We start from the raw sequence: 11,111 nt of genomic DNA on the forward strand, positions 1-11,111 counted from the left end.
TCCTTGGCAGAATAAGGCGAGGTGACCGTCCTCAGGGACGGGGGCTCCCGCGTATCGTTCTCATTTATGAGGAAGATTGGCAACGCTGTGTTCCATCGCACCGATGAGGGCCGAGTAATCCTCATCCGCATGCAGCCGGTTGGAAAGGGCCAGAGCCTGATCGGCCACGGCCATGCCTGGCATGAACGCGCCAACCTTGCGTCCGGCATCGAGCAGCAGCCCCATGTCCTTGGACATCAGGCGTGTGGGGAACTGCGACGGGAACTCACGGTTCTGGCCCATCTTCAGTTTACGCTTGTGATGCGGGCTGACAACGGCCACCTGCTGAAGCGTCTCGAACACGACATCGCGGTCCAGCCCCGCAGCCAGCCCGTACGATACGCCTTCGGCCACGATGTTGAGCGTCGCCCCCATCACGCCGTTCACGACCAGTTTCAGGCGTGCGGCCGCACCGGCAGGTCCGGCATGGATCGTCAGCTTGCCGATCACGTCCAGAACCGGCTGCGCCCGCTTGACCACGGCCTCATCGCCTCCCACCAGCATGACCAGATCGCCAGTCTCGGCTTCCGGCGTGCTGCCGGACATGGGGGCATCAAGCAGGGAGAACCCATGTTCCACAGCAAGTTTTGCAAAGGCGTCCGCCTGATCCGGCGAGACTGTGGATGTATCGAGGACAAGCTTGTCAGCCGTCAGGGCAGCGAGCGCGCCATTTTCGCCATGCAGGGACTGATTTTCCGCGGCATCATTCGGTACGCAGAAAATGATGATCTCGGCCGCTTCGGCAATCGCACGGGGCGAGGGCAGCATTTCCGTTTCATCCTTGCCCCCTGACGGCGCGAACGCGACAACCGGGTAGCCGGCCTTTCGCAGATTGGTGCCCATACGCTGGGCCATCGCACCGTAGCCGATAAAACCGATTTTAGGACGGGGCATGGATACTGGCTCCTTATGATGCGTTACGACAGACTCACGCATCATAGGTGCCAGAGTTTCTCAGAGTCCGGAAATTGATCATGGCACTTTTTCAGTACCCCAGGCCGCTGCCATCCGAGATTACTCCAAAAGAGATGTATCTCTCCCGACGTGCCCTGATCGGCGGTGCGGCAGCCCTGAGCACGCTTGCCACCGCGGCAAACGCCGCATCCCTCCAGACGCATCCGGGGCCGTATTCCGGCAATCTCACGCCGACGCCACACGAAGACGTGACGCACTATAATAATTTTTACGAATTTGGCATGGGCAAAGCCGATCCTGCGGCCCGCTCGCAGGACTTTCATCCGCTCCCCTGGACGCTGGAGATCACGGGTCTTGTCCGCAAGCCCGTCCGTCTGGACGTGGAGCAGCTTCTGCGTTCTGCGGCAATGGAAGAGCGTATTTACCGCATGCGCTGTGTCGAGGCGTGGTCCATGGTCATCCCGTGGGACGGTCTCCCGCTGGCGAGCCTGCTGAAGGACGCTGATCCCGATCCCCGCGCCACCCATGTCGCTTTCGAGAGCGTTCTGCGTCCGTCGGAAATGCCCGGACAGAGTGACGGCCTGTCGGGCATCCAGTGGCCTTACGTGGAGGGTCTGCGTCTGGACGAAGCTATGAATCCGCTGACGCTACTCGCGCTGGGTGTTTATGGCGAGACGCTTCCAAACCAGAACGGCGCGCCCATTCGTCTGGTTGTTCCGTGGAAATATGGTTTCAAAGGCATCAAGTCGATCCAGCGCATTCGCCTGCTGGACCACGAGCCGCCCACGACATGGAACCGCCTCGCCTCCGACGAATACGGCTTTTATGCCAACGTCAATCCACAGGTCGATCATCCCCGCTGGAGTCAGGCGACAGAGCGCGTCATAGGCGCGCACTCCCTCTTCGGTGCCACACGGCAGCCGACGCTGATGTTCAACGGATATGGCGAGCAGGTGGCGGATCTGTATCGCGGCATGGATCTTAGGAAAAACTTCTGATGCCGTCGGAGAGGATGTCTGCCTCAAGAGCCAGAAGCAGTATGCTGCAACGGCACTGGCGCGTGATCCTGTATCCGCTCGGCATGATCCCGGCCGGTTGGCTCGTCTGGCAGGGGCAGCATGGCGCGCTCGGCGCCGACCCGGTCAATGTGTTCGAGCGGTCACTAGGTCTCTGGGCCTTCCGTTTTCTGCTGGCCTGTCTGGCGCTGGCTCCGCTGAGACGTTTTGCGGGCGTTAATCTGCTTCGATACCGACGTCTGACCGGATTGCTGGCGTTTTTTTATGCCAGTCTGCATGTGCTGGCCTATGTCGGTCTGGATCACGGGTTCGACTGGACCGTTCTGTGGACCGACATCACGCACCGCTTCTTCATCATTCTCGGGATGAGTGCTCTGGTTCTGCTCATTCCACTCGCGCTGACCTCAAACGCGTTGTCCATGCGCCTGATGAAGCGCCGATGGAAATTTCTGCACAGGCTGATCTACCCGGCCGCAGTTCTGGCAGGCATCCACTTCTTCTTGTCATTCAAGACATTGAATTCGGTCTCTGCGCCCTATCTTGCGGCATTGGCGTTGCTTCTGGCGTGCCGCATCCTGCCGAAGAGACGCGTATAAACGGGCTCTGATCCAGAGCCCGTCGGGTTTTTTACAGGGTCGGACGCAATGCTGCGCGAATTTTGGGCGACAGCTCAGTCAGGGCGGAGCGACGCTGCGCCATCATGTCAGCCGGGAAAGGTTTGCTCGGGAAGTGGCAGCCGTCGGCCAGAAGCAGGCCATCCGGAAGATGGGTGATTTCGCCAGGCCGGAAATCAAGCCGCGATAACGGAATGCCACATGCGCCCAGAACCGCGATATGGGCGCTGATTCCGAGTGTGAGGACCAGCTTCAGTCTGGGCATGCTCTGAAGCTCGGTACAGAGCGCGGCGCTACAGGCTTCGAGCTCTGACGGGAGAGCCAGAGGTTGTGGCGACAGGGGCTGCATGACGCTGGTGATGCGTCCCAGAATGGCCTCCGGCCCGGCAAGGGCCGGGTCGAAGACGATGCTGTTGGCGTCCAGAAAGGACGCCAGGGTCTCCGTGGCATCTTCCGGATCGAGGCAGACAATCAGCATTTCGGCTGAGAGCGGCCCGGTTCCTGAGCGCGCGCCGTCTGCAAAGGCGGAGAGCGGAGGAGGGGCGGGGATCGTTCCGGTAGAAGCCCGAGGGGTCATGAGTCGCTGGTCTCGTCGCTGTTGATGTCGGCAGGATGACGAACCGGGCCCTGTCGGGGCGGATTGCGCGGTTCAGCCTGACGCCGTGTGAACGACGGCGCGATGTCCGCCAGTTCCACGAACATATCTGCCTGACGCCGCAGATCGTCTCCGATCATGGGCGGCGTCGAGCGCATCGAGGAAATGACCGTAACCCGGACCCCGCGTGCCTGCGCAGCCTCAACCGCACGACGCAGATCAGAATCGCCGCTGACGATCACGGCGTGATCGAGGCGGCCCGCCTGTTCCAGAAGATCCACTGTCAGTTCGACATCCATGTTCCCCTTGATACGCCGTCTTCCTGAAGGATCCGTAAACTCCCGCGCAGTTTTCAGCACAAGATGATACCCATTATAGGACAGCCAGTCCGTCAGGGGGCGGATCGGGGAATAGTCATCCGTCTCAGGCATGGCGGCATAATAGAAGGCGCGCTGAAAAAGAGACGCATTTTCAAAGAGTTTGCGAAGGTTACGGAAATCGACTTCAAAACCCAGATTGCGGGCTGCGTGATGGAGGCTGGCGCCGTCGATGAAAAGGGCAGTGCGTTCGTTCTGGCGCAAAAGCATGAAGGTAATCCTGATATGTAAAATATGTCGCCCCGCGCAGGAGAGGCTGCCGTCCAGCTGCGACCAGGCGTGGAGGCACTCGGGTTCAATTCCGGAGGCGGGGCAGGCGCCGATTGCATTCGCATGAACTGCATGTTATTGCCAGCGTTCTCTCTTATTTTATTCTTTTGTCTTACCCGAAGGGGGCCTGTCGCATGGCGCGCGTAACCGTCGAAGATTGCATCGAGAAGGTTTCTAACCGTTTCGAACTGGTCCTGCTGGCTGCCCAGCGTGCCCGTGGCCTGTCGCGCGGCGAGGAAATCCGGCTTGATCGTGAAAACGACAAGAATACGGTCGTCGCCCTGCGTGAAATCGCCGAAGACAAGGTAAGCCTCCCCGTTCTGCGCGAAGGCATCATCCGCTCTCTGGCGCGCGCTCCAGAGCCGGAGCCCGTGGACGAAGAGGTGCTGGATCTGATCCCGACGGACCAGAACATTTTTGGTCTGCAGGATGTCTCCGCCGAGGAAGAACATGCCCACATGGCCGAGAACATGTCTGCAGATGAAGCCGCTGCCATTGAAGCCGAATTGGGTGGTCGGGGTCGTCGCTGATCTCTGACCGGTTTTACTAAGGGGAGGAATGCTGCATGCCTGATGCATCTCCTCCGACTGCACCCCCGCCTGTCGCAAGCGGGGACTTCAAGCCGTCCATTGCCGGACTGCTGCGACGAATCGAAAGCTATGATCCGTCGGCCGATCTCGCGCAGATCGAAGCCGCCTATGATGTTGCGGCCAACGCCCATAACGAGCAGCGCCGTGATAATGGCGACGCCTACATCACGCACCCGATTGCCGTCGCCAATATCCTTGCGGGTTTCCGCATGGACGCAACCTCTATTATGGTGGGGCTACTCCACGATACCGTGGAAGACACCGGCGTTTCCTGTGACTCCCTGAAAGCCCGCTTCGGCGAGGATGTTGCAGCGCTCGTTGACGGTGTGACGAAGCTGACGCGGCTCGAACTCCAGTCCGACCGCACCAAACAGGCCGAAAATTTCCGCAAGCTGGTTCTGGCCATGTCGCGGGATATCCGCGTCCTGATCGTCAAGCTAGCTGACCGCCTGCACAACATGCGCACACTTCATTATGTGCAGCGTACGGACCGTCGGCAGCGTATCGCCCGCGAGACGATGGATATCTATGCGCCGCTCGCCGAGCGCATCGGTATGGACCGCGTCAAGACGGAGCTTCAGAATCTTTCCTTCGCCCAGCTTGAACCCGAAGCCGATGCGACAATCCGCGCGCGCCTGAACTTCCTGCGGGGGCAGGGCGCTGACGTCATTGAACAGGTCCGTCAGGAGTTGATGGCTCTGTGTGCGGAAACCGGGATCGACAGAGTCGAGGTCACGGGACGCGAAAAATCTCCCTATTCGATCTGGGAGAAAATGCAGCGTCGGAATGTGGCGTTTGAGCAGCTTTCGGACATCATGGCCTTTCGCCTGCTCGTCCCCACGCGTGATGCCTGTTACATGGCGCTGGGGGCTATCCACGGCGCCTATCCGATGATTGCCGGGCGCTTCAAGGACTACATCTCGACCCCCAAAGCCAACGGTTATCAAAGTCTCCATACCGGGGTGACCCTGCGTCATCCGCGCAACCAGAAAATCGAAGTCCAGATCCGGACTGCCGAAATGCACGATCTGGCTGAAAACGGTGTGGCGTCTCACTGGGCTTACAAGGAACACGCAACCCCGAGCGAACGCGAAGCCGCGGCCCTGTCGTCCGCCTTTGGCGCGCCGACCCGCAAGCTGCGCTGGGTGCAGGATCTTCTGGAAATCCTCGAGGACAGTCAGGCTCCGGACGAGTTCCTCGAAAATACCAAGTTGGAACTCTATCAGGATCAGGTTTTCTGCTTCACCCCCAAGGGGCAGTTGATTTCCCTGCCGCGCGGCGCCACTCCCGTTGATTTCGCTTATGCCGTGCACAGTCAGGTCGGCGATACCTGCGTCGGCGCGAAGGTCAACGGACGCCTGATGCCCTTGCGGCACGAGCTGCAGAATGGCGATCAGGTCGAGATCATGACGGCCCGTGGCGGCACGCCGTCGCCATCGTGGGAGCGTTTCGTCGCAACGGGCAAGGCCCGTGCCCGTATCCGGCGTTTCGTAACGCAGCAGCAGCGGCAGGTGCATCTCGATAATGGCCGTGCCGCCATTGCCAAGGCGTTCCGTCAGGAAGGGGTGGATGGTTCCGAAAAGGTGCTCGACGGCATCCTCAAGGAACTCCGTCAGGCTTCAGTCGAAGATCTGTATGTCTCGGTCGGGAACGGTCAGCTCGGTCCCAAGGACGTCGTCAATACCGCGTATCCTGAACTGCGTCAGAGCGTTCGTGCGCCCCGCATGGTGCCGGGACTGTCGCCCCGTTTCGGGCAGTCCCTCATGCTGGGCTCGGGGCACGGCGCCCCGAAGACGACGGCGCATTCCGGAAGTACGATCAAGGGGATCGGTTCGGGGATCGCCATCAGTTTCGCGGGCTGCTGCCGGCCACTGCCGGGAGACCCGATCGTCGGCATCATCGCACAGGGCAAGGGCGTCACCATTCATCGACGCGGCTGTCAGAACCTGTCCAGCTTCGCGGACACGCCCGAGCGTTTTCTGGAAGTGGACTGGGATTACGAAGCTCTTGGGCGCCGTCAGGGTACCGAACCCTATACGGCCCGCCTGTCGGTGGTGGCTGCCAACGAACCCGAGGTTCTCGCGACCCTGACGAATGTGGCTGCAAAGCACAATGGCAGCGTCCTCAACCTCAAGATCGTAAACCGCCAGCTCGATTTCATGGAAATTCTGGTAGATCTGGAAGTGAAGGACCTGCGCCATCTCTCGTCCATGATCGCGGCCTTCAGGACGGCTGTAGGTGTCATGCAGGTCGAGCGCGCCAAGGGATGACCCCATGATCCTCGGGATGGGGACGGATCTGTGCATGATCTCGCGTATCGAGAAAAGCGTCGAGCGCTTTGGCGACCGCTTCCTCAACCGCGTTTTCACGCAGGCCGAACGCAGCCATGCTGACCGGCTCTCGGGAGTGGCGCGCATGGGCAGCTACGCCAAGCGCTGGGCCGCCAAGGAAGCCTGCGTGAAAGCGCTGGGCACAGGCTTTGCTCACGGAGTCCAACTTCAGGATATCGGGGTCTGTAACGGACCAAGCGGTGCTCCCGAGTTGCGGCTTTCAGGAAGAGCGCGGGAAGTCCTGTCCCAGTTGACGCCTCCGGGACAGAACGCCCAGCTTTTCGTCAGCCTGACGGATGACCCGCCGTTCGCCCTGGCGCAGGTCATCATCCAATCGCTACCGCCGGAGGCGTCCGGACGGCCAGGACCGATTGAAGCGCTCGCCAACGTCGCCAAGCTGCGTTAAGAGCGTCTGATGATCAAGGAGAACAGACCCGTGCAGGGTTCAGAAAGTACGGGTGACAAGCCCGCACGCCGCGAAGAGACGCTTGGCGAAAGCATCCGTTATTTCTGCGTGCTGCTGCTGGCGGTGTTTGCCGTGCGCTCTTTTGTGGTGGAGCCTTTCAATATCCCTTCCGGTTCGATGATCCCGACACTGCAGATCGGTGATTTCGTTCTGGTCTCGAAGTTCAGCTACGGATATTCCCGTTTTTCCTTTCCGTTTTCTCCAAACGTCTTCAGTGGCCGGATTTTTGGGGCCGAGCCTCATCGTGGCGATGTTGCGGTCTTCCGTTTCACGCGGGATACGTCCGTTGATTACATCAAGCGTATCATCGGGCTGCCCGGCGACCATATCCAGGTCACGGGAGGGCATCTTATTCTCAACGGAATCGAAGTTCCCCGGACGGCACTTGGTCATTACGAGGTGCTGGACGAGAACAACCGCCTCCTCAGTGGCGAACTCTATCGTGAGAGCCTTCCTGGCAGCGGCGGACGTCCGCCGGTCGATCATGACATTCTCAAGCTGACGGATGAAGGTTTCGCAAACGATACGCCGGAATATGTGGTTCCGGAGGGATCGTTCTTCGCCATGGGCGATGACCGCGACGACAGCGCCGACAGCCGGTTTCAGGGTGATGGTCCGGACGATCTCGGTTTCGTGCCCATGCAGAACCTTGTCGGTCGCGCGCCGGTCGTCCTGTTCTCAATGGATATGCGCCATCCGGCATGGCAGTTCTGGTACTGGCCGACCGAAATCCGCTGGAACCGTTTCCTGCATCTCGTCACATGAAACTCTCCTCAACAGACGCCCTTGCGTCGATGCAGGCAGCGCTCAGGCATGATTTTGCAAAGCCTGAGCTGCTGAGCGAAGCGCTGACCCATCGTTCCGCCGTTTCCGGCCGCGATCCGCGCCGCGCGCGCCGGAGCCAGCGTCCCAAGGGCACGGGTTCGAACGAACGTCTCGAGTTCATCGGGGATCGTGTTCTGGGTCTGCTGATGGCCGAATGGCTGCTGGAACGTTACCCGGACGAACAGGAGGGCGCGCTTGGCCCGCGTCACGCCCATCTGGTGTCGCGTACGGTTCTGGCTGAAATCGCCGATCAGGTCGGGCTTTCCGGCTCCCTCCAGATTTCTCCGCATGAGGAAGATGCCGGGATCCGGCGTCTGTCGAGTATCCGTGCGGACGCGATGGAGGCCCTGCTGGGCGCACTGTATCTGGATGGTGGGCTGGAGCCTGCGCGTCGGGTGGTCCGCCAGTACTGGCAGTCCCGGCTGGACAGTGCTGACCGGCCGCACAAGGAGCCCAAGACCCTGCTTCAGGAATATATGCTGTCGCAGGGACTGCCGCTTCCAAATTATGAACTCCTGTCTTCGGACGGTCCTTCCCATGCACCCGTCTTCCGCGTCAGCGTCACGACGCTCGGGCAGACGGGAACGGGAGAGGCCGGCAGCAAGAGGCTGGCAGAAACGGCAGCGGCAACCGCTCTGCTGAAACGTCTCGGTCAGAATGTGGCGTCCTGAGATGTCATCAATAAAGGATCAGAACATGACCACGCGCTGCGGTTTCGTGGCTCTCGTCGGGGCTCCTAACGCGGGGAAATCCACCCTGCTCAACCGGATTGCCGGAGCCAAGCTGTCCATCGTCAGCCCCAAGGCGCAGACGACCCGTTTCAGGACACTGGGCATCGTCATGCAGGACAACGCCCAGATTATCCTCGTGGATCTGCCGGGTATCTTCAAACCCCGTCGCCGCCTTGACCGGGCCATGGTCAATGCTGCCTGGTCCGGGTCGCAGGACGCGGATCTGACGCTGCTTCTGGTGGATGCGAAGTCGGGGCTGCGCGAGGACGTCCGCGAAATCATTGCAAAGCTTGCGGGGAGCAAGGGGCGCATCTGGCTTGTCCTGAACAAGACGGATCTGGTGGAGCGCGGAGAGCTGCTTCCCCTGACTCAGGAGATCGATGGTCTAATCAGCGTGGAGCATGTCTTCATGCTGAGCGCGCGTTCGGGCGAGGGCGTGAACGACCTGATGGCTCGTCTGGCGACCGAACTGCCGGAAGGTCCGTTCCTGTATCCTGAAGATGACCTGACCGATCTGCCAGATCGCCTTCTGGCCGCCGAACTGGTGCGGGAGCAGATTTTCATGCAGACGCATGAGGAAATTCCCTATCAGGCAACGGTCGAGACGGAGAGCTTCAAGGAACGTCCGGACGGTTCGGTGCGGATCGAGGTGACGATCTACGTCTCCCGTCCCGGACACAAGGCCATCCTGATCGGCGAAGGCGGCCACAAGATCAAATCCCTCGGTGCGCGGGCACGGATGGAGCTTCAGGAACTGCTGGATCGCAAGTGCCATCTTTTCCTGAACGTCAAGGAACGCGCAGGATGGGACGAGGAAAAGGCCCGGCTGCGTGCCATCGGTCTGGACGATTGAAAAAGACAGGTGCCGGAGCGTTTGAAATCCGGCATCCTGACATCGCTTGTTCCAATGCCGCCACGTCTGTATGACGGGCGCAAATCAAGACACCACATCCAGCCGGAGACGGGCATGATGACCGAGAACCCAGAACAGAGCTCCTCCTACAAACGCGTCCTGCTCAAGGTGTCCGGCGAGGCCCTGATGGGCGATGGGCCGTCGGGAGTAGACCCCGTGATGGTGGACATGGTTGCCGCCGATATCGCTGAAGTGCGGGCTTCGGGGGTAGAAGTCTGCCTCGTCGTCGGGGGTGGCAACATTTTCCGCGGCCTGGCGGCGGCCGCCAAGGGCATGGACCGTGCTCAGGGCGATTATGCCGGTATGCTGGCCACTGTCATCAATGCGCTGATGCTGCAGAATGCGCTGGAGCGCCGCGGCATGGAAACGCGTGTCATGACCGCGATCCAGATGGCCTCCATCGCCGAGCCCTATATCCGCCGTCGCGCCGTGCGCCATATGGAAAAGGGCCGCGTTGTCATTTTTGCGGCCGGTACGGGTAATCCGTTCTTCACGACGGATACAGCCGCCGCCCTGCGTGCCAACGAAATGGAATGTGATGCGCTCTTCAAGGGGACGCAGGTGGATGGCGTCTATTCCGCCGATCCGCGCCGCAACCCGGACGCCCAGCGTTACGACCGCCTGACCTATCTCGAAGTTCTCGCCCGCGATCTGAACGTCATGGACGCTGCGGCCATCAGTCTGGCTCGCGAAAACAGATTGCCCATCGTGGTTTTCAACATGCATGCTCCCGGCTCTTTCAGCGCCGTCATGCGTGGGGAAGGGCTTTTCACCAAGATCATCGAAGCGGACTGATCTTCGCATTTTCAACGAAATCTTCAGGTTCCGTCCTGAGACCAACGTCGAACTGAAAGGAACAGCTCATGCCTGCTGACTTGAATGACCTCATCGCCGATCTGACGCGCCGCATGGACGGTGCGATCGAAAGCCTGCGCCGGGACCTCTCGGGCCTGCGTTCGGGCCGCGCCAGCCCGAACCTCCTTGAGCCGGTCCGCGTCGAAGCCTACGGGTCCGAGGTGCCGCTGTCGCAGGTCGGCTCCATCGCCGTACCTGAAGCCCGGATGCTGACAGTTTCCGTCTGGGACCGCACGGTCGTTGGTGCCGTCGAGCGCGCCATCCGCGACAGTGGTCTCGGCCTCAACCCGTCCACGGACGGCCAGACGGTCCGCGTTCCCATTCCGGCCCTGACCGAAGAGCGTCGTAACGAACTGGCCCGTGCCGCCGCCCGCTATACCGAGAACGGCAAGATTTCCGTGCGTGGCGTGCGTCGCGACGGTATGGAGCAGACCAAGGCGCTGGAAAAGAAAAGCGAGATCAGCCAGGACGATATGAAAACCTGGACTGATGCCATCCAGAAGCTGACGGACCAGTACATCAAGAAAGTGGACGATATTTTCGCGGACAAAGAACGCGAGATCAAACAGGTCTGA

The 11,111-nt window shown here is 60.5% G+C and carries 13 protein-coding genes; 10 read left to right on the top strand and 3 right to left on the bottom strand.

Features of this window, described 5'->3' with window-relative positions:
* Positions 1 to 60: 60 nt before the first annotated feature.
* A complete protein-coding gene (locus A0U94_RS03135; protein ID WP_062110613.1) occupies positions 61 to 933 on the bottom strand; it encodes an NAD(P)-dependent oxidoreductase in 873 nt (290 codons plus the stop codon).
* Positions 934 to 1,013: 80 nt separating this feature from the next.
* On the opposite strand from A0U94_RS03135, the gene msrP reads away from it, so the two are divergent.
* The gene (gene msrP / locus A0U94_RS03140; RefSeq protein ID WP_077802417.1) at positions 1,014 to 1,952 is read left to right on the top strand and encodes a protein-methionine-sulfoxide reductase catalytic subunit MsrP; all 939 of its coding nucleotides are present in this window, start codon (positions 1,014 to 1,016) and stop codon (positions 1,950 to 1,952) included.
* A gap of 14 nt (positions 1,953 to 1,966) precedes the next feature.
* The gene (gene msrQ, locus A0U94_RS03145) at positions 1,967 to 2,566 is read left to right on the top strand and encodes a protein-methionine-sulfoxide reductase heme-binding subunit MsrQ (RefSeq protein WP_077803810.1); all 600 of its coding nucleotides are present in this window, start codon (positions 1,967 to 1,969) and stop codon (positions 2,564 to 2,566) included.
* A 31-nt stretch (positions 2,567 to 2,597) separates the two neighbouring features.
* Here the strand turns inward: msrQ and A0U94_RS03150 are convergent, their stop codons facing one another.
* Positions 2,598 to 3,161 carry a uracil-DNA glycosylase family protein gene (locus A0U94_RS03150; RefSeq protein WP_208611669.1) on the bottom strand — a complete coding sequence of 188 codons (564 nt, stop codon included), beginning with the start codon at positions 3,159 to 3,161 and terminating at the stop codon, positions 2,598 to 2,600.
* On the bottom strand, positions 3,158 to 3,766 hold the full coding sequence (locus tag A0U94_RS03155) for a LabA-like NYN domain-containing protein (RefSeq protein ID WP_062033563.1): 609 nt from the start codon (positions 3,764 to 3,766) through the stop codon (positions 3,158 to 3,160). Before A0U94_RS03155 ends, A0U94_RS03150 begins: the two co-directional genes overlap by 4 nt.
* 194 nt (positions 3,767 to 3,960) lie before the next feature.
* Here A0U94_RS03155 and rpoZ point away from each other — a divergent pair, with 194 nt between their 5' ends.
* The 8 genes from rpoZ (at position 3,961) to frr (ending at position 11,111) form a co-directional block, all read left to right on the top strand.
* On the top strand, positions 3,961 to 4,356 hold the full coding sequence (rpoZ, locus tag A0U94_RS03160) for a DNA-directed RNA polymerase subunit omega (RefSeq protein WP_062033888.1): 396 nt from the start codon (positions 3,961 to 3,963) through the stop codon (positions 4,354 to 4,356).
* 35 nt (positions 4,357 to 4,391) lie between these two features.
* Positions 4,392 to 6,686 (top strand): RelA/SpoT family protein, encoded by a 2,295-nt coding sequence (locus A0U94_RS03165; RefSeq protein WP_077802419.1) that lies wholly within the window; start codon positions 4,392 to 4,394, stop codon positions 6,684 to 6,686.
* A gap of 4 nt (positions 6,687 to 6,690) precedes the next feature.
* Positions 6,691 to 7,152 (top strand): holo-ACP synthase, encoded by a 462-nt coding sequence (gene acpS, locus A0U94_RS03170; RefSeq protein WP_077802420.1) that lies wholly within the window; start codon positions 6,691 to 6,693, stop codon positions 7,150 to 7,152.
* 9 nt (positions 7,153 to 7,161) lie between these two features.
* Complete coding sequence (lepB, locus tag A0U94_RS03175; protein ID WP_408735614.1) at positions 7,162 to 7,977, top strand: signal peptidase I; 816 nt, start codon at positions 7,162 to 7,164, stop codon at positions 7,975 to 7,977.
* Positions 7,974 to 8,708 carry a ribonuclease III gene (rnc, locus tag A0U94_RS03180; RefSeq protein WP_062033551.1) on the top strand — a complete coding sequence of 245 codons (735 nt, stop codon included), beginning with the start codon at positions 7,974 to 7,976 and terminating at the stop codon, positions 8,706 to 8,708. Before lepB ends, rnc begins: the two co-directional genes overlap by 4 nt.
* 25 nt (positions 8,709 to 8,733) lie before the next feature.
* On the top strand, positions 8,734 to 9,621 hold the full coding sequence (gene era, locus A0U94_RS03185) for a GTPase Era (RefSeq protein ID WP_077802421.1): 888 nt from the start codon (positions 8,734 to 8,736) through the stop codon (positions 9,619 to 9,621).
* A 114-nt stretch (positions 9,622 to 9,735) separates the two neighbouring features.
* Positions 9,736 to 10,476, top strand: a complete 741-nt coding sequence (pyrH, locus tag A0U94_RS03190; RefSeq protein ID WP_062033882.1) for a UMP kinase — start codon at positions 9,736 to 9,738, stop codon at positions 10,474 to 10,476.
* A 68-nt stretch (positions 10,477 to 10,544) separates the two neighbouring features.
* A complete protein-coding gene (gene frr, locus A0U94_RS03195; protein WP_062033538.1) occupies positions 10,545 to 11,111 on the top strand; it encodes a ribosome recycling factor in 567 nt (188 codons plus the stop codon).

Origin of the sequence: Gluconobacter albidus, assembly GCF_002005485.1 — a bacterium.
Lineage (GTDB): Bacteria > Pseudomonadota > Alphaproteobacteria > Acetobacterales > Acetobacteraceae > Gluconobacter > Gluconobacter albidus.

Bases quoted from the DNA above. Each gene is read 5' to 3' on its own strand.
- msrP (WP_077802417.1), top strand. From the start codon at position 1,014: ATGGCACTTTTTCAGTACCCCAGGCCGCTGCCATCCGAGATTACTCCA.
- frr (WP_062033538.1), top strand. From the start codon at position 10,545: ATGCCTGCTGACTTGAATGACCTCATCGCCGATCTGACGCGCCGCATG.
- rnc (WP_062033551.1), top strand. From the start codon at position 7,974: ATGAAACTCTCCTCAACAGACGCCCTTGCGTCGATGCAGGCAGCGCTC.
- A0U94_RS03165 (WP_077802419.1), top strand. From the start codon at position 4,392: ATGCCTGATGCATCTCCTCCGACTGCACCCCCGCCTGTCGCAAGCGGG.
- rpoZ (WP_062033888.1), top strand. From the start codon at position 3,961: ATGGCGCGCGTAACCGTCGAAGATTGCATCGAGAAGGTTTCTAACCGT.
- A0U94_RS03135 (WP_062110613.1), bottom strand. From the start codon at position 933: ATGCCCCGTCCTAAAATCGGTTTTATCGGCTACGGTGCGATGGCCCAG.
- acpS (WP_077802420.1), top strand. From the start codon at position 6,691: ATGATCCTCGGGATGGGGACGGATCTGTGCATGATCTCGCGTATCGAG.
- lepB (WP_408735614.1), top strand. From the start codon at position 7,162: ATGATCAAGGAGAACAGACCCGTGCAGGGTTCAGAAAGTACGGGTGAC.
- A0U94_RS03150 (WP_208611669.1), bottom strand. From the start codon at position 3,161: ATGACCCCTCGGGCTTCTACCGGAACGATCCCCGCCCCTCCTCCGCTC.
- pyrH (WP_062033882.1), top strand. From the start codon at position 9,736: ATGATGACCGAGAACCCAGAACAGAGCTCCTCCTACAAACGCGTCCTG.
- era (WP_077802421.1), top strand. From the start codon at position 8,734: ATGACCACGCGCTGCGGTTTCGTGGCTCTCGTCGGGGCTCCTAACGCG.
- msrQ (WP_077803810.1), top strand. From the start codon at position 1,967: ATGTCTGCCTCAAGAGCCAGAAGCAGTATGCTGCAACGGCACTGGCGC.
- A0U94_RS03155 (WP_062033563.1), bottom strand. From the start codon at position 3,766: ATGCTTTTGCGCCAGAACGAACGCACTGCCCTTTTCATCGACGGCGCC.